This is a genomic window from Caballeronia sp. J97, assembly GCF_905220305.1.
Lineage (GTDB): Bacteria > Pseudomonadota > Gammaproteobacteria > Burkholderiales > Burkholderiaceae > Caballeronia.
On sequence record NZ_CAJMZL010000013.1, the window covers coordinates 1 to 20,132 of the forward strand.

Below are 20,132 nucleotides of genomic sequence, written 5' to 3' on the forward strand. Positions count from 1 at the left end.
GGTGCTTGCCCGGAACTTTCAAAGGGTATTTCGCGATTTTGGGACGGAGACTGACGAAGAGCTCACATTTGGAAAAACTCGGCCTGCTCAGCGGTGGTGTTGGGCGAGACCATTTGAGCGATTTTACGACGAATCTCATCAAGGGTTACCTGCTCAAGTACACCGAGGATTTTGCAAAGAAGCATCTGCACTCGAACCAGTTAAAGCAAGTTCATGTCGAGCGGGTCAACTTTAACTACGAGACAAGACGCTGGCAGTCTGGACACTTTGTGCTGCCATGGCATGCCGGCGACTACGTCATCCTCACGCCATGTGAGATTCTGACCCGCGACGAAGCATGGATTAACCAGGGGGACATGCTGAGTCAGTTCTTTCAGCTCCGACAATCATTGCCGGACGAGCATCTCCGCGCTCAGGTCAATGACCACTTCCTGAGGCAAATCAACGAACGTTCAACGCAGGACGAACGGAAAGCCGCAGCCCTGCGAACTATTGAGCAGTTCACTATGCTGATTGACCATTACATTAAATGGAAGGAGGAGAATGCGTCAGAAGCGCATGTCGTCAGCAGCAAGAAGGTTCAAGAAACCCACACGCAGTTCGTAGACAACATTCGCGAGTTGGTTCTGAAACACTTGGTCGGCACAGAGTTTTACGAGAAGGGAGACTCATACGAGGAAGCTCTGCAGCGAGTAAAGTACCTGAAACATGTCATTGAAGACAACGACGGCTATCGGGTCTTCTATGTGAGCGGTACGCCCGTCAAGCGCGAGAGCGACCTTCACACCATGTTTCGCCTGACTTGGTACGCAACGATGTTCGACGTAAACGCCGAGGCCAACAATGGTCGCGGTCCGGTGGATTACAAGGTCTCGAAGGGAAAGCGAAACGCTAGCCTTGTTGAATTCAAGTTGGCGAGCAATTCAAGCCTGAGGCGCAACCTTGAGAAACAGGTCGAAGTCTATGCGAAGGCAAGTCAAACGGACCGTTCTATAAAGGTTATTTTGTATTTTTCGGATACCGAGCTGGTGAAAATCACGGGCATTCTCCGCGACCTGAAGCTTCAGGATAGAGAAGACATCGTACTTATCGATGCAAGCCGTGACAACAAAATATCCGGGTCGAAGACCTGACTGCCCCGGAGTCGAGTGATTTGCTCACAGTCACCGCGTGATAGAAGCATAAGGCCAGCATTTCGATGCCCCTCGGATGTGCTCGAGCCCTTGTGTGTTTCCGTCGCTCCTCGGCCAAAATCCTGACCAGAAAAAAGAAAAGCCTGTAAGTATCTGGGCTTACAGGCCTCCTCGGCTTTGGTCATCACAGCTCTGCGGCACAATCAAACTGGACTATCAGGGCAGCGCGCCCCATAAATTTCTCAGTTTATGCGTCCGTTTTTCTCAGGTTATGGGGCTATCTACAACACCCCTCAAACATCAATATTCCCCGCCCGCAACGCGTTATTCTCGATAAACGCCCGGCGCGGCTCGACATCGTCGCCCATCAAAGTGGTAAAGATCCCATCCGCCGCGATCGCATCTTCGATCTGCACGCGCAGCAATCGCCGCACGTTCGGATCCATCGTCGTTTCCCAGAGCTGCTCGGGGTTCATCTCGCCGAGCCCCTTATAGCGCTGCTTGCTGACATTGCGTTCGGCATCGGCGATCAGCCACTTCATCGCACTCTTGAAGTCCGTCACCGCCATCGACCGCTCGCCGCGTTTGATCACCGCGCCTTCGCCGATCAGCCCCTTGAACGTGTCCGCCGTCGAAACGAGCTGCTTGTAATCCGCGGTCAGTTGAAGGTCTTCATCAAACACGGAGACCTTCACGTTGCCGTGATGACGTCGCTTGATATGCAGCGAGCGCAGTTCGCGCACTTGATCGTACGCCGCCCCGACGCTCACTTCCGGCTTGAGCGGATCGGCACGGAGACGATCTTCCAGACGCTTCGCCGATGCCTCCGCCGCTTCCTGCGACGACAGATCGATAACGACGCCATCCATCACCGCTTCGAGCGCGGTGGCGTCATAAATGCGACTGAGCCGGTCGACGACAGCTTGCGCCAGCAAATACGCCCGCGCCAACTCACCCAGCGCATCGCCGGAAATAGGATCGGCGCCTTCGCTCGCGATCAGCTCAGACCCTTGCAGCGCCAGCCTCAACATATGCTGGTTGAGTTCGTGCGCGTCCTTCATGTACCGCTCGTCCTTGCCCGCCTTGATCTTGTACAGCGGCGGCTGCGCGATATAGATGTACCCGCGCTCGACGATTTCCGGCATCTGCCGATAGAAGAACGTGAGCAAGAGCGTGCGGATGTGCGCACCGTCGACGTCCGCGTCGGTCATGATGATGATGCGGTGATAACGCAGCTTGTCGAGGTTGTAGTCATCCTTGCCGATGCCGCAGCCGAGCGCCGTCACCAGCGTCACGATCTGCTCGGACGAAATCAGCTTGTCGAAGCGCGCCTTCTCCACGTTGAGCACCTTGCCGCGCAGCGGCAAAATTGCCTGGAACTTGCGATCGCGCCCTTGCTTCGCGGACCCGCCCGCCGAATCACCCTCGACGATATAGATCTCTGATTTCGCCGGATCCTTCTCCTGGCAATCCGCGAGCTTGCCCGGCAAGCCGATGCCGTCGAGCACGCCCTTGCGACGCGTCATTTCGCGCGCCTTGCGCGCTGCGTCGCGCGCACGCGCCGCATCGACGATCTTGCCCGTGATGATCTTCGCGTCGTTCGGCGTTTCCTGGAGATAGTCTTCGAGCGCCTTCGCGACGATTTCCTCGACCGGCGCGCGCACTTCCGACGACACCAGCTTGTCCTTCGTCTGCGAGCTGAACTTCGGCTCCGGCACCTTCACCGACAGCACGCACGACAAACCCTCGCGCATGTCGTCGCCGGTGGTTTCGACCTTCGCCTTTTTCGCGATGTCGTTGTCGGTGATGTACTTGTTGATGACGCGCGTCATCGCTGCGCGCAAACCCGTGAGGTGCGTGCCGCCGTCGCGCTGCGGAATGTTGTTCGTGAAGCACAGCACGCTTTCGTTGAAGCTGTCGTTCCACTGCATCGCCACTTCGACGGTCACGTTCTCACGCTCGCCCACCGCGTGGAACACGGTCGGATGCAGCACCTGCTTCGCCTTGTTGATGTACTCGACGAAGCCCTTCACGCCGCCCGCGAACGCGAAATCGTCTTCCTTGCCGGTGCGCTGATCCGTCAAGCGGATGCGCACGCCGTTGTTCAGGAACGAAAGCTCGCGCATGCGCTTCGCGAGGATGTCGTAGTGAAATTCGACATTGCCGAAGATGGTCGCGTCGGCGAGGAAGTGCACTTCGGTGCCGCGGTTTTCCGTATCGCCAACAACGGGCATCGGCGAATATTGCACGCCGTCTTCCTCGACGATCTCGCGGTTCTGCACGACGCCGCGCGCGAACTCCATGAAATGCTTCTTGCCGTCGCGGCGAACCGTGAGGCGCAACCACTCCGACAGCGCGTTCACGCACGACACGCCCACGCCGTGCAGGCCGCCCGACACCTTGTAGCTGTTCTGGTCGAACTTGCCGCCCGCGTGCAGCTCGGTCATCACGATTTCGGCGGCGCTGCGCTTCGGATCGTGCTTGTCGTCGCGCTTCAGGCCCGTGGGCACGCCGCGGCCGTTATCGGTGACCGAAATCGAGTTGTCCGCGTGAATGACCACGTGAATGTCGTCGCAATACCCCGCGAGCGCTTCGTCGATGGAGTTGTCCAGCACTTCGAACACGAGGTGATGCAAACCGGTGCCATCCGACGTATCGCCGATATACATGCCCGGCCGCTTGCGCACGGCCTCCAGACCTTCGAGGATCTGGATGGACGATGCGCCATAGCTGTTATCGGGCTTGTTGTCGGGTTGCGAATTTGTGTTTTCAGTCATGGAGATTTTCCGGTTCTGCGTCACTGCCTGGGTTACTGCTCGAACTTTTCAAAACACCTTAAAAACGCCAAAGGGGCGCGCCGCCCCTTGGAGTGTTCCCGGTATTGACTGCGTCAGATGCGCATCGGCATCACCACGTACTTGAATTCCTCGTTCTCGGGAATCGTGATGAGCGCGCTGGAATTGGCGTCGCCGAGGCTCACGTTGAGCGTGTCGACTTTCAGATTCGCGAGCACGTCGAGCAGATACGTGACGTTGAATCCGATATCGACGGCGTCGCCCTGATAAGCGATCTCCAGCTCTTCCTGCGCCTCTTCCTGGTCGGCGTTGGTCGACATGATCTTGAGCTGGCCCGGCTCGACGAGGCAGCGCACGCCCTTGAACTTGTCGGACGTGAGAATCGCCGCGCGCTGCAGCGAGCGCTGCAACTCTTCTCGGCCGATTTCGAACGTGTTCTTGTGCGACTTCGGAATCACGCGCTGGAAGTCGGGGAACTTGCCTTCGACGAGCTTCGACACGAGCTCCACCTGGCCGAAGCTGAACTTCACCTGCGTCGCGGCGATGTCGATCTTCAGCGAATCGTCGATGTCTTCCAGCAAACGCTGAAGCTCGAGAATCGTCTTGCGCGGAATGATGACTTCCTGACGCGGAAACGAGCCTTCGATCTTCATCGACGAGAACGCGAGACGGTGGCCGTCCGTCGCGACCGCCATCAACTGGTCGCCGTCCACCACGAGCAGCATGCCGTTCAGGTAGTAGCGGATGTCCTGCTGGGCCATCGCGAAATAGACCATGCCGAGCAACTGGCGGAAAGTCTTCTGCGGAACCGAAAGGCTCGCGCCGAAGTCAGTAGCCTGGTTGACGGTCGGGAATTCGTCGGCGGCGAGCGTCTGGAGCGCGAAGCGGCTCTTGCCGGAACGCACCGTGAGGCGCTTGTCGGAAAGGTCGAGTACGACCTCGCCCGAAGGCATCGCGCGCAGAATGTCGAGCAGCTTGCGCGCGGCGACCGTGGTGGCGACCTGGTCGCTGCCGACGCCGAAGTCGGCGCGCGTCGTGATCTGGAGTTCGAGGTCGGTCGAGAGGAACGACACATCGGCGCCGTTCTTGGTAATGAGCAAATTCGCGAGGATCGGCAACGTATGGCGGCGTTCTACGATGCCGCTCACGGTTTGCAGCGGCCTTAGAAGATTATCTCGTTCGGTCTTGACCAGTTGCATAGAGTTCCTTCGTTGATGTGACGGCCTGTCCGCCGGTTTCGCCACCAGATTTGCCCAGCGGACAACCTCGTAACACGCGTTGCCGGCCCCCCGCCGGTCACTCGCGAAAACTGCGCTCGAAAGCCGCCCAGGCCACGGACGGCTAAACCTATATTGTGCCTCAAAACGGAACCGCTCCCTAAAAATGGGGGCGTTTTCATCAAAAAACAGGCTCTCGAACGCAATTAATGACGCGTACGTTCTCCGCGCCGCGTCAATCGATCCCTTAGCCCTTCAGCGTCTGTTCGAGGACGTGCAGTTCGTGGTTCAACTGTGCGTCGGTTCCGCGCTCGGCCGCGATCTTGCGCACCGCGTGCAGCACGGTCGTGTGATCGCGCCCACCGAAGAGCTCGCCGATCTCGGGCAGGCTCTTCTGCGTCAGCTCCTTCGCCAGATACATCGCGATCTGGCGCGGGCGCGCAATGTTGGCCGGCCGCTTCTTCGAATACATGTCGGCGACCTTGATGTTGTAGAAATCGGCCACCGTCTTCTGGATGTTTTCCACCGAGATCTGCCGGTTCTGCACCGTTAACAGGTCTTTGAGCGCTTCCTTGGTCAGCTCGATCGTGATGTCGCGTCCATGGAACTTCGAATACGCGAGGATCTTGCGCAACGCGCCTTCGAGCTCGCGCACGTTCGAGCGCAGATGCTTCGCGACGAAGAACGCGACGTCTTCCGACAGGCTCACGCCTTCGGACTGGGCCTTGCGCATCAGGATCGCGACGCGCATTTCCAGCTCGGGCGGCTCGATCGCGACCGTCAGGCCGGAGTCGAAGCGCGATATCAGGCGATCGTCGATGCCGGAGATTTCCTTCGGATACGTATCGCTCGTGATGATGACCTGCGCCTTGTTCGCGACGAGCGCCTCGAACGCGTAGAAGAATTCTTCCTGCGTGCGCGACTTGCCGGAAAAGAACTGAATATCGTCGATGAGCAGCAGGTCGAGCGAGTGGTAGTAGCGCTTGAAGTCGTCGAACGCCTTGCGCTGATAGGCCTTCACCACATCCGACACGTACTGCTCCGCGTGGATGTAGCGGATGCGCGCGCCTGCCTTGTCCATCAGCAATTGATTGCCGATGGCGTGAATCAGGTGCGTCTTGCCGAGACCCACGCCGCCGTACAGAAACAGCGGGTTGTACGAAATGCCCGGATTGTCGGCGACCTGAATGGCCGCCGCGCGCGCGAGCTGGTTCGCCTTACCGGTGACGAAGTTGTCGAAGGTCAGCACCGGGTTCAGTTTCGAACGCTCGTAGGCGGAATCGGTTTCACCGCCCGCCGAAGGCGCGCCGCCCGGGCGCCATGTGCGCCGGCCAGCGGCGGCTTCGTTGGCGTCGAGGCTCGGGAGGTCGAGATCGGCCTGATCGTCCTGCGTGGCCTGGGCCTGCTGCGCCGCCTCGGCGGCGAGCGCGTTGATGTGCGCGGTGGCGTTCGCGTGCGCGACGACCGAAGGCGCCTGAGGCGCGGCCGCGGAAGGCGCCGGCGCGCGCGGCGCCGCGGGTGCGCTCGCGGTCGGACGGGGCGCGGCATTCAGGCCGCCGCCGATCGCGTTGCGCGCGGTCGCTTTCGGATCGAGGACGAATTGCACGTCGATGGGCGCGCTGAAAAACTCGCGCGCGACATCGGCGATGCGGCCGGAGAACTGGCTTTTCACCCAGTCGAGCTTGAAGCGATTGGGAGCGGCGATGCGCAGGGTGTTCGCGTCGGCATCGAAGTCGACCGGGGTCAGCGGCTTGATCCACGTGACGTACTGCTGCGGCGTAAGTTCTCGCGCAAGCAGTGCGGAACAGTGTTCCCAGAAATCGTTCATCGAATGCGGTCGTTATGGTTGCTCCGCGCCTGCTGGCCGTGCTTGCCGAACGTTCGGACAAGTCCCGGCACAGCCGAGCAGGTATGCTCCGGAGGCTTACGCCGCAAGGGTTTGCGGGCGGACGGCGGGCCGAAGCAGCGGGCGGATATTTGGGAGTAAGGCGAGATTCTAACGCCAAACGAGGGCGGCGCGCGAGTTATCCACAGGGTCAAATCAGCGCTCCGGACGGGCTGGAAATCCGCCGGAATGCACGTTCGTTCACGCTAAACTATTGACGGTCAATAGGAAAACGGTTTAAATAGCGGGTTCCGCGAAAACAGAATTCCTGAACCTCCGGCCATCGCGCTTGCAGTGACCACACTGGAGCCAAGCCCGCGCGGTCAATCAACTCAAGTGAGAGCACCATGAAACGTACTTACCAACCTTCCGTGACGCGCCGCAAGCGCACCCATGGCTTCCGCGTTCGCATGAAGACCGCCGGCGGCCGCAAGGTCATCAACGCTCGCCGCGCGAAGGGCCGCAAGCGCCTGGCAATCTAAGTCTGCGGAGTGTTTGCTCGCGGTTGGATGTTGCACACGACGGCGAGCCGCTCACGCGCCGCACAGAAGTCTTGAGACAGGACATCGTTCAGTTGCCGGCGCAGGCCGCGTTTCCCAAGGCCGCAAGGCTGCTGAAAACGGATGAGTTCTCATCCGTTTTTCGTTTGCGCCCTTGGCGCCGCTCGCCGCATTTCGTTCTGTACGGCAAGCCGTCCGGAAAGGAAGCGCGGCTCGGGCTGGTGATCGGCAAGAAGCAGGCGCCGCGCGCCGTCACGCGCAATCTGATCAAAAGGCTTGCGCGCGAGGCGTTCCGGCTGCGCCGCGCGCAGCTGGACGGATTCGACATTCTCGTGCGACTGCACGCGAAGATCGACCGCAAGGCGATGCCGAGCGCGAGTTCCCCGCCGCTTCGGGCGCTCGTCGGCAGCGAGCTGGAAACATTGTTCGACCGTGCCGTGCGCGAAGCCGTGCGCCGCAAGGCCGAAACCGTGGCGGCGCCGCCCGAGGCGCCCGCCGTCGACGAATCATCCGGCCCGTAAGGGTCATGAAGCGCGGATCGCGCCAGATTTGCCGTCCATGGTAAATCCGGCGCGCGGCGCGAAGCTTATGCAAACGGCACTCATCGCGTTGTTGCGCTTCTACAAGGTTGCCGTGAGCCCTCTGCTCGGCAACCGGTGCCGCTTTTATCCTTCCTGTTCCGACTACGCGCGCGAGGCAATCCAGTATCATGGCGCCGCGCACGGTACGTATCTCGCCGTGAAGCGGCTGTGCCGCTGCCATCCTCTTTCGGCGGGCGGCGTCGATCTCGTGCCGCCTCCCCGCGGACACGTCGGCTCTGACGACGCATCCGAATCGCGCCCGAAGTCCGATGATTCCGGGCAAGACAAGCTTTCAACACTAAACGGCGCTGAAGCGCTTTCCGATCGACACTGAGACAACGCATGGATATCAAACGCACCGTCCTATGGGTCATCTTCTTCGTGTCAGTTGTCCTGCTGTTCGACAACTGGCAACGCGACCATGGGCGCCCGTCGATGTTCTTCCCGAGCGCGACGCAACCGGCCAAGACCGCCAGCAATCCGGCACCGGGTTCCGCCGCATCCGGCGCGCAGCCGTCCGAACTGCCGAACGCGCCAGCCGGCGCGGCCGCTCCCGGCACGACGACGCCGCCCGCCACAGCGCAATCGCAACTCGTCAAGTTCACGACGGACGTGTACTCCGGTGAAATCGACACGCGCGGCGGCACGCTGTCGAAGCTCTCGCTGATGAAGGAAGGCGATGGCAAGCAGCCGGACCTCTACATCACGCTCTTCGACCACACCGCGAACCACACGTATCTCGCGCGCACCGGCCTGCTCGGCGGCGATTTCCCGAACCACAACGACATCTTCACGCCGGTTCCCGGCCAGACGTCGCTGACGGGCGACGAGAAGACGCTGAAGATCGCGCTCGAATCGCCGGTTAAGGGTGGCGTAAAGGTCATCAAGACCTACACGTTCACGCGCGGCAGCTATGTGATCAACGTCGACACGAAGATCGAGAACGTCGGCACCGCGCCGGTCTCGCCCAAGCTCTACATGGAGCTCGTGCGCGACAACACGCCGGTGGAAACGCCGCGCTTCTCGCATACGTTCATCGGGCCGGCGGTCTACACGGACCAGAAGCACTTCCAGAAGATCGATTTCTCCGACATCGACAAGAACAAGGCAACGTTCGAGCCGTCGTCGGACAACGGCTGGGTCGCGATGGTGCAGCATTACTTCGCGTCGGCGTGGATTCCGCAGCAGGGCGTGAAGCGCGACATCTACGTGCAGAAGATCGATCCGGAACTGTATCGCGTCGGCATGACGATGCCCGCGCAAACCATCGCGCCGGGACAGACCGTGAATGTCGACGCGCGTCTCTTCGCCGGCCCGGAGGAAGAGCGCATGCTCGAAGGCATCGCGCCGGGTCTGGAACTGGTGAAGGACTACGGCATGGTGACGATCATCGCCAAGCCGCTCTTCTGGCTGCTCGAGAAGATCCACAGCTATGTCGGCAACTGGGGCTGGGCGATCGTGCTGCTCACCTTGCTCATCAAGGCGGTGTTCTTCCCGCTGTCGGCAGCGAGCTACAAGTCGATGGCGCGCATGAAGGAAATCACGCCGCGCATGCAGCAGATTCGCGAGCGCTTCAAGAGCGATCCGCAGAAGATGAACGCCGCGCTGATGGAGCTGTACAAGACCGAGAAGGTCAATCCGTTCGGTGGCTGCCTGCCGGTGGTCGTGCAGATTCCGGTGTTCATCTCGCTGTACTGGGTGCTGTTGTCGTCGGTGGAAATGCGCGGCGCGCCGTGGATTCTCTGGATCCACGATCTGTCGCAACAAGACCCGTACTTCATCCTGCCGGTGCTGATGGCCGTGTCGATGTTCGTGCAGACCAAGCTGAACCCGACGCCGCCCGACCCCGTCCAGGCGAAGATGATGATGTTCATGCCGATCGCGTTTTCGGTCATGTTCTTCTTCTTCCCGGCCGGTCTCGTGCTGTATTACGTGGTGAACAACGTGCTCTCGATCGCGCAGCAGTACTACATCACGCGCATGATGGGAAAGAGTAAGAAGAAGGTAGCGTAAGCGCTGCTTCTGCTTTGGATGTGCAAACGCCCGGCTCCGGCCGGGCGTTTGCATTTGGAACGGCGTTTCGAACAATCGGCTTATTTGAGTCGCTCGCCCAGGTCCTTCAGATTGCCGAGGACTGCATAGACGGCTGCCGTCACCTCCTCGACACGTCGACGGAGTTCGTTCTTTCGCGCGTTGTCTCCCCAAGGTGATAACGCTTCTGTCGCCTCGGGGTGAAGGATCAGGAGATGTGAGATGTCCTCGCCATCGAGCAACAGTTCCGCGGGATGGCCGAGCAGCCGAACCAGCGAGATACGGTTTCTTCCTCTCGGAATTGCCTCGGCGTCGAACCAGGCTTTGATCGCCGTGGATGACACGGTCGCGTCAGGGTCGGCATGTTCCAGCGCGCGCAGCAAATCGCCGGCATGTCCAACGCGGAACGACCTGCTTCGGAAATACGGCACGGTTTCCTGAATGGCAGGCATCGCTTGCACCAGTAAGCGCCCGAGTCCATCCGCGAAAATCTTCTTTGTTCGGTTGGTTGCCATGGCTGGCAGTGTGTTGGACATCGGCGGCATCGTGTTGCGGTTCAAACTTGATCGCCGAGAGTCGAACTTGAGTGCGCCGTGTTCGTGACGATAAGTGCGGGCGCTATAAAGCTTTTCGCCAACAACGACGTCAGATAGCTCTATCTGGAAAAGTTGAAAAATTTCGTCTGCGCGACTGTTCCCTCACCGCTTCATCGATCCATAAAACTGCTCGACGAGTTCCTCGAGCAAATACCGATGATGCGGCGACAGCGCCTCGATCTTCGTCGCCAGTTCGAGCGTTTCCTCGGACGCGGGATATTGCTCGTCGCGCGCGAGCGGTTTCGGCGTCCCTTGCGGGTTGCCGCTTGGCGGCGGCCCGTAGTGCAGCCAGTGCTGATCGACCTTGAACCAGTCGGCGAGCGTCTTCAGCTTGTCGACGGTCGGGATCGAACGCGCGGTCAGCCACTTGTGCGCCGTCTGCGGCGAGACAGATTCGCCTTGATAACGCAGGTTGAAATGCAATGCGAGATCGGTCGCGCCACGCATCTTTTCAGGTGCGCGGGTCATCGAGAATTTGAGCCGCTCGGAGAAGTCGGCTTTTTCTTGCGGTGTAGGCATGGGCTGGATTGTGCGAGGAAATCGTTGCTTGACAGTCAACCAATCGAGCGATTTTTGGCGCGATTCTGCATTCATTTATCTTGACTAAGAGTTAATTTTGACTGCCTTTTAGCAACAGTTATTCGCCGGGACGTGAGCTGCTACAAGCATCGATCCATTTCCGGCGCGAAATTCCCCTGTCCTCCTCCGATCACCCACTCTATCTCAAAAAAGATAACTTGCGCGCCCTACTTCTTTCAGCACAAGACAGTGGGATCGGGGCACCGCGATACAATGCCCGCATTCCAAAACCATCCCACCGCACCGCTGACATGCTGAGCAACGACACCGATCCGATCGTCGCAATCGCCACCCCGCCGGGGCGTGGCGGAATCGGCGTCGTGCGTCTGTCGTTCGGCCGCGCGGGAGAGGCCGCCGCACAAAAGGCCATGCATGCCTTGTGCGGTCAGGCACTCGCGCCGCGCCACGCGAGCTACGTGCCGTTCATCGACGCCAACGGCGAAGCGCTCGATCGCGGCATCGCGCTTTACTTTCCCGCGCCGAACTCCTACAGCGGCGAGCACGTGCTGGAGTTGCAAGGTCACGGCGGTCCGATCGTGCTGCAACTGGTCCTGCAACGGGCGATCGAAGCCGGTCGCGACTTCGGCCTGCGGCTCGCCGAGCCCGGCGAATTCACGCGGCGCGCTTTTCTCAACGACAAGCTCGATCTCGCGCAGGCGGAAGCCGTCGCCGATCTGATCGAAGCCAGCACGGAAGCCGCCGCGCGCTCGGCCGGCCGTTCGCTGGAAGGCGCGTTCTCACGCGAGATCCACGCGTTGGTCGAAGACGTGATCACCCTGCGCATGCTCGTCGAGGCGACATTGGATTTTCCCGAGGAAGAGATCGACTTTCTCGAAGCAGCCGACGCGCGCGGCAAGCTCACGCGCATCCGTCAGCGGCTCGAAACCGTTCTCGCTGAGGCTCGTCAGGGTGCGCTTTTGCGCGAGGGTTTGTCGATCGTGCTCGCGGGTCAGCCGAACGTGGGCAAGTCGTCGCTGTTGAATGCGCTTGCGGGTGCGGAACTCGCGATCGTCACGCCGATTGCCGGCACCACGCGCGACAAGGTCGCGCAGACGATCCAGGTCGAAGGCATTCCGCTGCACATCATCGACACGGCAGGGCTGCGCGAGACACAGGACGAAGTGGAGCGTATCGGCATTGAGCGCACGTGGAGCGAGATCGAACGCGCGGACGTCGTTCTGCATCTGCTGGATGCGCGCGAAGGCATGACGCCGGAAGACCGAACGATCGCGGCGCGCTTTCCGTCCGGCGTGCCCGTCGTGCGAGTGATGAACAAGACGGACCTGGCGGGTGTGCCGCCAGCCGCGCGCGATGCCGAGAATCACACACGCGAAGTCAATTTGTCCGCGAAAACCGGTGATGGCATCTCGCTGCTGCGCGACGAGCTCTTGAAGATCGCGGGCTGGCAGGCGGGTGCGGAAAGCGTGTATCTCGCGCGCGAACGTCATTTGATCGCGCTGCGCGAGGCACGCGATCATCTTGCTTTAGCAGCCGAACACGCCGATCAGCACTCGCAAGTGCTCGATCTTTTTGCGGAAGAACTGCGGCTCGCGCAAGACAATCTCAACGCGATCACGGGCGAATTCACGTCCGATGACCTGTTGGGCGTGATTTTCAGCCGCTTCTGCATCGGCAAATGAGCGCCGACGACGCTACGCGCCCTCCGGTTTGCCGACCTCGCGCAGTTCCGCGCTGAGCTTTTCGCTCTCATCCGGCCGCCCGTGAAATGCCGCCGGCGTGTTCTGGAACATCTCGATTCGATACACGCCATCGCAAAGCGACAGCACCATCGTCTGAATGGCGTTCAGATTCGGTTCGAGTTCGGTTGCGCCGCGCGGCCACATGCCCGCGACGGCGCGCAGCAGCAATGTCTGCCCGTTCGCCATCCGCCTCACCTCGCGCACTTTGGCGATGAAACGTGGCGTCGGATGCCGGGAGAAAATTGGCTGAAGATGCGCCTCGATGCACGTGCGCCCGTCGATCGCACTACCGTCGAAGCCGACGAGGCTGCCACGCTCCGTGAAGCGCGCCGCCATCGCGGCTGCGTCCTGCCTGTTCCAGTCCTCGAGCAGGCCGAAGTACACTCGGCGCGCGCTCGCGGTCCAATCCTCGGCCTGGCTCATGCCGCTTTCTTCCACGCCGCCGCGAAGACACCCGCGCCCATCAGAAGCGCGCCGCCCGTGCGGTTCACCGCGCGCTGCACGGAAGGCTTGCGAATCGCCTTGCGCGCGCCGGATGCGAGCAGCGCGTAAGCGAACGCATTGGCCGCCGCCAGCCCAACGAAGGTCGCCTCGAGAATCGCGATCTGCGACACGCTGGCCGCGTGAGGATCGACGAACTGCGGCACGAAAGCGACGAAGAAGATGATGCTTTTCGGATTCAGCGTCGTGACGGCGTAGGCGTGCGCCATGATGCGGCTCGTGCGAAGTTCGCCCATGGGCTGCACGGCGTCCGTGTCGACCACGGGCGCGCGCCACAATTTGAAGCCCAGGTACATGAGATAGGCCGCGCCGATCCACTTCACCACCATGAACAACTCCGCGGACGCCGCCAGCAGCACGCCGAGACCGAGCATCGACGCGGTCATCGCGGTCAGGTCGCCCAGCGCGACGCCGATGGTGGTCGCGAATGCGTACTTGCGGCCGTGGCCGAGCGCGTAGGACACGACGAGCAGCACGGTCGGGCCGGGAATCGCGACGAGAATCGCCGACGCGATCGCGAACGGCAGCCATTGAGCGAGGGTCATGCTTGTTCTCCTTGGTTCGAACTGTCGATTTATCCATGAACGCCGCACGCTTGCAATAGGCCGTTCAGCCAGCTTGACTGCTCGCGTGTGGAACTCGCGGTTGGTTGGCGTTGCCTCGCACCCGCTTACTGCGGCGCACCAAGGTCATTGAGAGGCAAATTGTCGCAGCCCTGATAGGTCAGACGCGGGCTTTCTTTTCGCTCAGGGGAGCATTTCGATGATTTTCTTTTAATCGGCAAATCGCGCAATTTATTTAAACCTCCCTGCGACATTCTGACGTGTTGCGGTCGCACACAACATATGCTTGCAACTTTGTCTCACTCAACTAGCATGAGTCTTGCGGTTATCCGCTTTTAAATACATAGCTAATTTCGAAACGGTTTCGTTTGGAGGCTATACATGAAGAAAGGCGCCGGCGCTCTTCTCGCGATGATGGGTTTGTTTGCGGTTGTTTCCGCAGCGCAGGCTCAAGACAATGTCATCCAGCCGCAGCAGACATTCACCTTCAGGCCCAATTCATATGGCTGCTTGTCCAAGGACAAGTTCGATTCGGCCGACCAGCACGCGAAAGCCGGCGAGCAACAGAAGATGCAGCAATTCTTTGAGGGCTTCGAATGTATTTCGACTCCCGTCGATTCGCATTTTCGCGTGATTCGCGTCGTCGGCCACGACGTCGAATTCGTCAACGCCTCTAATAGCGACACGCAAGGCATGTGGACCGCTGATCGTTTTATCGATCAATAAGCGGCTTGCGGTTGCATTAATTCAGCAGACCGGCGCGATTTTTGAGTTGCGCCGGTGTTTCGATTTATCTGCATATTATTCATCGGCATAAACTCGAAGCCGGATTCATGCCGTGCCAGTCTTTGCCGCGCTGACCGATAGAATGCGCGCGCCCAGCGATCTTCCAAATTTCCGTCGATTCCCCGCACAATGTCGGTTTCGCGCGCGATCGATCGCGCCGTATCGACAATTTCTTTCCGCCGGCCCAACAACCGGCGCCGATGCTGAATGGCTCTCAAATCCACCATCTACAAGGCAGACCTTCAAATCGCCGACATGGACCGCCACTACTATGGCGATCATTCCCTGACCATTGCGCGCCATCCGTCTGAGACCGACGAGCGGATGATGGTGCGCGTCGCCGCCTTCGGCCTGTTCGCCGAGGAGCGCCTGGAGTTTTGCAAGGGCCTGTCCGATACCGACGAACCCGATCTCTGGCAGAAGGATCTGACCGGGCAGATCCGGACGTGGATCGAGGTCGGGCAGCCGGACGAGCGACGCATCTCGAAGGCGAGCGGCCGTTCGGAGCGCGTGATCGTCATCGCTTATGCCGGCAAGACGGCGGATATATGGTGGAACGGCGTGAGGGGCAAGGTCGAGCGACTGCAGAACGTGACGGTCTACTCGCTCGCGGACGGCATCGCCGAAGCGCTCGGCAAGCTGGCCCAACGGACGATGCGCCTGCAGTTGATGGTGCAGGACGGCGAAGCGACGCTTGGCAGCGAGACGGTCGACCCTGTTGCTATTCGCTGGACCGTGCTGAAGGCCGGGGCGGCCTGACCTTCAGGCTTCGGGCGGCCCTTTGAGCTCGATCATGTTGCCTTCGGGATCGAACAGATAGAGCGACGGGCCGAAGCCTTCGGCGCCATAGCGAGACGCCTCTTCGCCGATACGCGCGCCGTGCTCTTCGAGGTGCGCGCGTAATTCATCCGCATCGAACGGTTCGACGCGCACGCACAGATGATCCATGTTGCGCCCCTCGCCCGGCCGGCCGTTCTCCGGTCGGTCGATCTTTGCGCCGACGGCCAGCAGATCGATCAGCGAGCGTCCCGCGCGCATTTGCACGAGGCCGAGATCGCGCTGCTCTTTCTCGATCGGACAACCTAGCACGGTGCGATAGAAGGCCACCATGTTGTCGAGATCGACGCAGCGAATCACGACGTGATCGATTTCGCGGATCTGGAAGCGCATGTCGTCCTCTCACGTTCGATGTGAGACTCAGTTTAGCGTGATGGGTAAGAGAAGCAGGCGGGCGGGGGAATGAAAAAGGGCTTGGGGTTTAAGCTAAGCCCTTTGGAATTCGTGGTGGAGAGGAGGAGGATCGAACTCCCGACCTTCGCATTGCGAACGCGACGCTCTCCCAGCTTGAGACCCTTCAAGATCAAGGGGTTAGTGTTTCGTGCCCCCGTCGTCAGACTGGCTTGTCACCCCGCTGTCACCCTCGGAGGAGTGATGGCTACCATTCGACAACGCAACGACCGCTGGCAAGCAATCGTCAAACGACAAGGCTACCCGGCGCAATCGAAGACATTTGCCCTGAAGAAAGATGCGGAGAAGTGGGCGAGACTGCAAGAACGCCTCATGGACGCCGGACAGTGGATCGACGGCCCGCAATATCAACAGATGACAACCTTGGGAGAACTCCTCGACCGATACGCCAAAGAAGTCAGTACCGGTAAGCGGGGAAATCGCGCCGAGTCTTACAGAATTGAAACCTTCAAGAAACACAGCCTTGCAAAGCACGCGCTCTCCTCGATAACGCCGCAGATGGTCGCGTCGTGGCGGGATGCCCGCCTCGGAGAAGTCTCGTCCGGCACGGCATTGCGAGAACTACAGCTTCTTGGACACGTTTTCAGCATCGCGATTCAAGAATGGGGTATTCGACTTCCGAACAACCCTGTCAGCCTCATCAGGAAGCCAAAGTCGGGCAAGGCCCGAGACCGTGTTCTCACCGACGAAGAAAGGACCGCGCTCATCTTGGCGTGCAGTCAATGTCAAAACCCGTGGATCAAGCCTGTCGTGACCTTCGCACTGGAAACCGCTGCACGACGCGGTGAAATCCTCGCACTGGCGTGGAAAGACGTTGATTTGATGCGCCGAACAGCGACCCTACATGTGACGAAGACCGGGCAGCCGCGAAGGATTCCGCTCTCCCCTACGTGTGTCGCCATGCTGGAATCACTCCCGCACAGCTTAGACGGACGGGTCTTCCCCGTTTCCATCGAAGCATTGAAGCAAGCATACGAACGTGCGGTCGCGAGGGCCGGGATTATCAACTTCACATTTCACGATCTGCGACATGATGCGCTGACGAGACTTGCAAAGCGGGGCCTTTCGGTGCTCGAACTTCGCGCCATATCCGGTCACACAACGGCGAATATGCTTCAACGCTACGTGTCGATTGACGCTGGCGACTTAGCGATGAAGCTCGGTTGAACGTCAGAGGAACGCCACGGAATTCGGTGCGTCACCTTTCAGCGACGGACCGAACCGAGAATTCGGCGCTACGATTCGTCGTCATCGGGCGGGCGCGTGTCGAAGCTAATGCTAGCGATCAGGGCGGACCGGCGAAACGGCACTGTGAACGCGACATGACACCACGACAAGCGGCCAGAGGCGGCGAGCGTTAACAGGCCCTGAAAATGTCCCTCTGTCATATCAATCACGCCCTGTAGCTCGGGTTTGATCGATATGAAGGCGCCAATGTTAGGCTGGTCGGCGTTACCAATACCCGGCTCGTCCGTTGGGGAGACTTGAATCAAGAACCGGGTGACATCACGCACCGGTTCGGTGAATTCCCCTTCCACCTGAATCGATGCGCGACTCTCGCGCTCCGGGGGACAACCGCGAGGCCGGTCCACACGCTCCGTCATACTCGCATGCCAACTTGTGACGCGTCCGTATCGACTCAGCAGTTCGCGTCGGCGGGGTGGATGCTTCGCTTTGGTCATACCTCGGTATCCGAACACAGACCACTGAACCACGGCGAACGGCAGTGACGCTTTCAATCAAACTGATTCTACGCCCTTGACCGGCACACCGAATTGACCGCACTGCTCACGTATCCAACTGATCCCACTCGTCCCCGAGCGCCCATCGAAGTGCGGACAGCTTGCCGTTAATCATGCCCCACTCGAAATCCGACCAAGGACCATAGTTTCCCTCGCCTAACTTGCGTTCTGCGTTCTTGGCGGACTTCAATGCCCCTCGCCAAATGTCGTCAGAAATATGAGTCTGGGTGTTCAGCTTCCGCTTCGCCCACCCCTCCTCCCACTCGTCTTTGCTGATGACCTTGACCTTGCCCCGCTCGATCTGCCACTCGGTGTATTTGTGCCGGTTGTACCAGACTTGGGTCGTCAACCGATCCATTGCTCGCAATATTTCTGTAAGACTTCTCGTTTCCTGCTCCCACTCTTGCTCCCACATAGCGTAGGTGACGCGCATCGGATCGATACGCCGCAAGCACTCGGCCAAGTTGATGAAGTACATTGACTTGATCTTCGAGAATAGCGAAGCGAAGTCGGAGTGCGGCTGCCGTTGGTCCCCACTGACGCGACTGAAGTCATGCTTGTTATGCGTGACGAACGCGAACCGCTGCCCCGTGCCCCCCATCGTCCGTATACATTCAAAGTACGTTTCGAGTAGAACCGCGTCAGCCATCGAGTTCTTGTTTTCATGGTGGCACGGGGCCTTCCGATGGAGGGCACGGTCTGCTGCACGTAGTTTGACGGCATCACTGACTTCGATGACTGTCGATTCCGAAAAGATGGCAGCAATTTTCGTCAGTTCAGACTCGGCGGCACCGCCCATGATCGGGATGCGATGATCCAAGTCTGACAGGTAGTCGAGTACGCGGGACTTCTGCCGTTTGTCACCATCGGCCCGACGTATGGCCCCCTTGACGAGGTTGAAATGCGTTGAAAGGCTCTTCGCGCTCGACTTGGCGACGCGGTCGCGATTCTTGTGAAACTCATCCACGACGATTCGCGGCACCAGCAATCGCATCTGTCGGTCCTTTAGGAGACTTTCGACCGCGTCTAGTAGAGGCGTTTGCTTCGCGTCTTCGGCGAGGTCCAGCCATACGCTTGTATCGATGAGAACGTTGAACACCGGCCGTTACCTCGATTCTGACTTGCCGGATATGCCTTCGCTTGGCCTTGCGGGGGTCGGGAGCGCCTCTCGCCGGAACGTCATCGAATGGCGCATCATCCGACAAACACCGTCGAGACCGGGGAACAGACTGGCTGCGGTAACACCCATGAATGCCAAGTCTTCGAGAGCCTCGCTTGCGAACGAAATAGGGACTTCGGCAGCTACCAGATATTGCGTCGTGTGATGACCTTCAATGTTGCAAATAAACTGCTCGATGTTCCCAACGTTGGACACAAGAAACCGCCCTTGTTGCGCATATAGACGCGGGTTCTCGCGCGGAGAGACCTGCAAGAAACAAACGTATGGTTCCAAGAAGGGCAACGTCACCATCCGTGGGCTGAACCGTTCGATGAAGGACCGGGTCAGTGCGTAGACCCGGACACGGGTAGCGTTCGGTCGAGAATACCTGTTCTCCAACGCATCTGAGAAGGCGAAAAACGCAGCGATGTATGGTGAATCGGTCCAGTCGAGCAACGGAGTGGGAAGTCCGTGATGCTGCGCCAATCCAAGCAATGTCGAATAATCAGCGGAGTCCCCAAGGTTCAGCCTGCGGTTCGTCACCGCTTCGACGTGTGAATGAAAGAGCGGCAATGTCTCCGCGCAATATCGACCAAGTTGCGTTCGGCCCGCGCGATAGAGACTGGTCTCCAATCTGAACGCGTGCGAGCCATGTCCCCGGAACGCCACCGCCCCGGCAGCGCGGGCACGACCAGCCCACTGTTTGAATTCATCCCATGAGGCGCACTGATAAATGTCTGCCACGCCTCCGCGTAGTGCCAACGGCTTAAACGAGATTTTTCCACCGGCCCCGTCGGCGTCCTGCCATGTCCCGGTCATCCCGTTCTTCGTGGTTTTGAGGGAAGCACAGGTGGAAAGCATAAGTCGCCGTGCATTCTCCTCTAAGGACGACTCGACCATCTGACCTCTTTCATCATGCGAAAAGAGTTTGAAAGCCTGATATTCCGACACGCCCTCTCGATGCGAGACCCGTCTCGCCCACACTGCCACCGTCGGTTGACCAACCACACCCCACCAGTGAAACATTACGTCGTCGGGCCGGTCTTCATCGCAGCACATCATCGCTGTGGCTTTTCCCGAACGGGTCTCTATCGTTCCGAATAGTTGCCTATCCAT

At 59.7% G+C, this 20,132-nt stretch carries 19 protein-coding genes and 1 pseudogene; 9 read left to right on the forward strand and 11 right to left on the reverse strand.

The annotated features are described in order from the left end of the window. Positions 1-1,133, forward strand: a 1,133-nt coding sequence (locus U4Y90_RS17850; protein WP_321796448.1) for a hypothetical protein, incomplete at its 5' end; no start/stop codon positions are given. 293 nt (positions 1,134-1,426) lie between these two features. Here the strand turns inward: U4Y90_RS17850 and gyrB are convergent. The 3 genes from gyrB to dnaA form a co-directional block, all read right to left on the reverse strand. Then, positions 1,427-3,910, reverse strand: a complete 2,484-nt coding sequence (gene gyrB, locus U4Y90_RS17855; protein ID WP_321796450.1) for a DNA topoisomerase (ATP-hydrolyzing) subunit B — start codon at positions 3,908-3,910, stop codon at positions 1,427-1,429. 113 nt (positions 3,911-4,023) lie between these two features. Beyond that, a complete protein-coding gene (dnaN, locus tag U4Y90_RS17860) occupies positions 4,024-5,127 on the reverse strand; it encodes a DNA polymerase III subunit beta (protein ID WP_321796451.1) in 1,104 nt (367 codons plus the stop codon). 265 nt (positions 5,128-5,392) lie between these two features. Continuing rightward, positions 5,393-6,973: a chromosomal replication initiator protein DnaA gene (gene dnaA, locus U4Y90_RS17865; RefSeq protein WP_321796453.1), complete on the reverse strand. Its 1,581-nt coding sequence runs from the start codon at positions 6,971-6,973 to the stop codon at positions 5,393-5,395. A gap of 404 nt (positions 6,974-7,377) precedes the next feature. Here dnaA and rpmH point away from each other — a divergent pair, with 404 nt between their 5' ends. From rpmH to yidC, 4 genes and pseudogenes are all read left to right on the forward strand, one after another. Beyond that, positions 7,378-7,512, forward strand: a complete 135-nt coding sequence (gene rpmH, locus U4Y90_RS17870) for a 50S ribosomal protein L34 (RefSeq protein ID WP_004198824.1) — start codon at positions 7,378-7,380, stop codon at positions 7,510-7,512. A gap of 83 nt (positions 7,513-7,595) precedes the next feature. Further along, a complete protein-coding gene (rnpA, locus tag U4Y90_RS17875; protein WP_415749382.1) occupies positions 7,596-8,051 on the forward strand; it encodes a ribonuclease P protein component in 456 nt (151 codons plus the stop codon). Positions 8,052-8,118: 67 nt separating this feature from the next. After that, positions 8,119-8,370 (forward strand): annotated as a pseudogene (gene yidD / locus U4Y90_RS17880) (membrane protein insertion efficiency factor YidD); the annotation flags it as partial. 83 nt (positions 8,371-8,453) lie between these two features. Then, entirely contained in the window at positions 8,454-10,124 is a 1,671-nt protein-coding gene (gene yidC, locus U4Y90_RS17885; protein WP_321796456.1) for a membrane protein insertase YidC, read from the forward strand. Positions 10,125-10,204: 80 nt separating this feature from the next. On the opposite strand, the gene U4Y90_RS17890 is transcribed toward yidC, so the two are convergent. Both U4Y90_RS17890 and U4Y90_RS17895 read right to left on the reverse strand, forming a co-directional pair. Further along, complete coding sequence (locus tag U4Y90_RS17890) at positions 10,205-10,678, reverse strand: hypothetical protein (RefSeq protein ID WP_321796457.1); 474 nt, start codon at positions 10,676-10,678, stop codon at positions 10,205-10,207. A gap of 162 nt (positions 10,679-10,840) precedes the next feature. Beyond that, positions 10,841-11,257 carry a transcriptional regulator gene (locus U4Y90_RS17895; protein ID WP_321796458.1) on the reverse strand — a complete coding sequence of 139 codons (417 nt, stop codon included), beginning with the start codon at positions 11,255-11,257 and terminating at the stop codon, positions 10,841-10,843. A gap of 311 nt (positions 11,258-11,568) precedes the next feature. Here U4Y90_RS17895 and mnmE point away from each other — a divergent pair, with 311 nt between their 5' ends. After that, complete coding sequence (mnmE, locus tag U4Y90_RS17900) at positions 11,569-12,957, forward strand: tRNA uridine-5-carboxymethylaminomethyl(34) synthesis GTPase MnmE (RefSeq protein WP_321796460.1); 1,389 nt, start codon at positions 11,569-11,571, stop codon at positions 12,955-12,957. A gap of 12 nt (positions 12,958-12,969) precedes the next feature. Here mnmE and U4Y90_RS17905 read toward each other — a convergent pair whose 3' ends face one another. Together U4Y90_RS17905 and U4Y90_RS17910 are read right to left on the reverse strand one after the other, a co-directional pair. Continuing rightward, positions 12,970-13,440, reverse strand: a complete 471-nt coding sequence (locus U4Y90_RS17905) for an SgcJ/EcaC family oxidoreductase (protein ID WP_321796462.1) — start codon at positions 13,438-13,440, stop codon at positions 12,970-12,972. Next, positions 13,437-14,063 (reverse strand): LysE family translocator, encoded by a 627-nt coding sequence (locus U4Y90_RS17910; RefSeq protein WP_321796464.1) that lies wholly within the window; start codon positions 14,061-14,063, stop codon positions 13,437-13,439. The genes U4Y90_RS17905 and U4Y90_RS17910 overlap by 4 nt, the downstream gene beginning before the upstream one ends. A gap of 399 nt (positions 14,064-14,462) precedes the next feature. On the opposite strand from U4Y90_RS17910, the gene sap1 reads away from it, so the two are divergent. Together sap1 and U4Y90_RS17920 are read left to right on the forward strand one after the other, a co-directional pair. Next, the gene (gene sap1 / locus U4Y90_RS17915; protein WP_415749376.1) at positions 14,463-14,807 is read left to right on the forward strand and encodes a surface attachment protein Sap1; all 345 of its coding nucleotides are present in this window, start codon (positions 14,463-14,465) and stop codon (positions 14,805-14,807) included. Positions 14,808-15,074: 267 nt separating this feature from the next. Continuing rightward, entirely contained in the window at positions 15,075-15,626 is a 552-nt protein-coding gene (locus U4Y90_RS17920) for a YaeQ family protein (protein WP_321796466.1), read from the forward strand. 3 nt (positions 15,627-15,629) lie between these two features. On the opposite strand, the gene U4Y90_RS17925 is transcribed toward U4Y90_RS17920, so the two are convergent. Beyond that, a complete protein-coding gene (locus tag U4Y90_RS17925) occupies positions 15,630-16,037 on the reverse strand; it encodes a VOC family protein (protein WP_321796468.1) in 408 nt (135 codons plus the stop codon). Between the two features lie 261 nt (positions 16,038-16,298). Between U4Y90_RS17925 and U4Y90_RS17930 the strand changes: the two genes are divergently transcribed. Next, positions 16,299-17,282 carry a site-specific integrase gene (locus tag U4Y90_RS17930; RefSeq protein ID WP_321796470.1) on the forward strand — a complete coding sequence of 328 codons (984 nt, stop codon included), beginning with the start codon at positions 16,299-16,301 and terminating at the stop codon, positions 17,280-17,282. 68 nt (positions 17,283-17,350) lie between these two features. Here U4Y90_RS17930 and U4Y90_RS17935 read toward each other — a convergent pair whose 3' ends face one another. From U4Y90_RS17935 to U4Y90_RS17945, 3 genes are all read right to left on the reverse strand, one after another. Further along, entirely contained in the window at positions 17,351-17,797 is a 447-nt protein-coding gene (locus U4Y90_RS17935; protein WP_321796472.1) for a hypothetical protein, read from the reverse strand. Between the two features lie 106 nt (positions 17,798-17,903). Further along, on the reverse strand, positions 17,904-18,956 hold the full coding sequence (locus U4Y90_RS17940; RefSeq protein ID WP_321796474.1) for a PIN domain-containing protein: 1,053 nt from the start codon (positions 18,954-18,956) through the stop codon (positions 17,904-17,906). 6 nt (positions 18,957-18,962) lie between these two features. Next, entirely contained in the window at positions 18,963-19,967 is a 1,005-nt protein-coding gene (locus U4Y90_RS17945; protein ID WP_321796475.1) for an FRG domain-containing protein, read from the reverse strand. Between the last annotated feature and the right edge of the window lie 165 nt (positions 19,968-20,132).